Below are 1,944 nucleotides of genomic sequence, written 5' to 3' on the forward strand. Positions count from 1 at the left end.
AAATTGTTGAGGACCTTGATGCTGTGACTAGCCCTGAAGAGAATGTACTTCTCAAGACCAAATTAGCCGTCGTCTCTACGATGTTTTTTTCCGCTAGCGTTCAGCTAATCATCTCAGTACTTGGGATTATTCGTGGTTTTGCATGGGTGATGTCTAGCCCTGCGATCATAGCTACAGCTGTACTCGGCGTCGCTTATCTACTTATCAGCATGGCTGCAAACCACTTCAAAAGAGAAGGATTGCGTCTCTGGCTATACCGCTGCAATTGGGGGCGCGGCGCAATACCGGAATGGATTGAAAGCCACGGACACGCCGATCAAATGCAGTCGTTATTGAATATTCTAATGAGGCCTAGCGTATTTGCAAAAGCGTTTATATATGGTGGAGAAAGAACGCCGCAAAAGTGGCTAGGCCATTGGATTCAGATTCAGTTTCCCGCCCTGCTGGAGGGCCAGTTAGTAGCGCTGCAGCCGGTACTGCTCAGGAAAAAAACACTATCCAATGAGGAAGCAGTGCACATCGCCACGAGAAACTTCTACGATCAGTACCAGAACGGAAACTGGGTGAACCCAAAACTGCTAGGCATATTACCCGACTCCCCTGATAGAAACTCTAATCAAGCAGACTTTTCTTATAGCAAAAATGATCAGCATCGCCTTTGGCAGGCGTGGATGGAAACATCGGCAGATAATCCGATCTTCGAGCTGAAAATCGAATACATAGCCAATGCGAGAGATAAAATTGATTATCAGCATTATATTTTTCGATTAGCGCTCGATGCATTTATAAGCCAGGCGAACTCTGTAGAAAGCCTCACCCATGATAATTCGACTGATGACCCAAGATTAGAAGCCAGTCGCACTCCAGCCCTAATACTAGTTATCACTCAAGCCAGATAGTGAAAATACATATGCTTAAATTTTTACAACCCCCTCACTTGCCGAACGATTTAAATTGGAATTTTTCTGCGGATACGAGTATTTTGACATGGGTCATTCGAGCCAGAAGCTATAATATAATTATCGCTAATTTTATGCTTTTTTTGATTACAGCCGTCAATCTGAGCTGTTCATTATTTCTATATCATGCATTTGAAGGCACCAGTCAGCCATGGCGAGTTTTTTGGCCAGCTTTAATATTCTCATCAATGTTATTATTTTCTTTAACCGCAAGCCATGCGCGAGTCAATTTCGCTTGTAGAATTACATCTTCTGGAATGGAGTACTGCAAATGGAAGAAGAACTTCAGGATCAATCCTAAAGTCTTGGGCGGCGTAACAATCTTCGTCTCAATAATTTTTATCTCCCTCGCTGCGACTACACCGGGACTGTCCTTCGCCTCCGTCGCGGGGCCGGGCGGCATGGGTATCATGGCGCTGATGCAGCTCAGATCACAGAGACTTCAGGAGCCATATAGTCAATATAATCACCTCACGTTCGATTGGGCGAAAGTTAAACAATTAACTATTGCAACAAATAGAGAAGTTGTGGCATTGAAGTATGGCCCTGTGAATGAAGGCTGGCAGAAGTTTTGGAACTCCAATATTTTCTGCGAGAAAGGTCAAAAAGAGGCGGTCGCGGAACTCATCCGCTCTCACCTCTCACCCGACGTACCGGTCATCAGAGGCAGGGTAAGTTGCGACTAGATACTAATAGTGCTCCAGGACTGATTCTATTAGCAGCGCGACAAAGTGCCATAGCGTCACATTAGTCCGCCGCTAAAGCGCTGTTCTGGGAAACTGCGAATTGAGCAGCGCTAGGAGCGTTGATGACAGCTTCGGAGGCTTGGCAAATATTTGAGAATCTTGATGGGGTGACTAGCCCGGAAGAGAGTCTTTTTCTCAAGACCAAATTCGTTGTTGCTCTAGGCATGTCGATCTTCGCGGGCGCTCAGTTCCTAAGCCTATTGCTGGGAATTTCGCATGGTTTTGCATGGGTGATGTCC

General features: G+C 45.7%; 1 protein-coding gene and 1 pseudogene. Both read left to right on the forward strand.

The window, feature by feature from the left end:
* Positions 1 to 899: pseudogene (locus SJI00_RS22245) on the forward strand (T6SS effector BTH_I2691 family protein); the annotation flags it as partial.
* A gap of 11 nt (positions 900 to 910) precedes the next feature.
* Positions 911 to 1,645 (forward strand): hypothetical protein, encoded by a 735-nt coding sequence (locus SJI00_RS22250; protein WP_322463839.1) that lies wholly within the window; start codon positions 911 to 913, stop codon positions 1,643 to 1,645.
* Positions 1,646 to 1,944: the final 299 nt, after the last annotated feature.

Origin of the sequence: Pseudomonas gebzensis, from assembly GCF_034427815.1 — a bacterium.
Taxonomy (GTDB): Bacteria; Pseudomonadota; Gammaproteobacteria; order Pseudomonadales; family Pseudomonadaceae; genus Aquipseudomonas.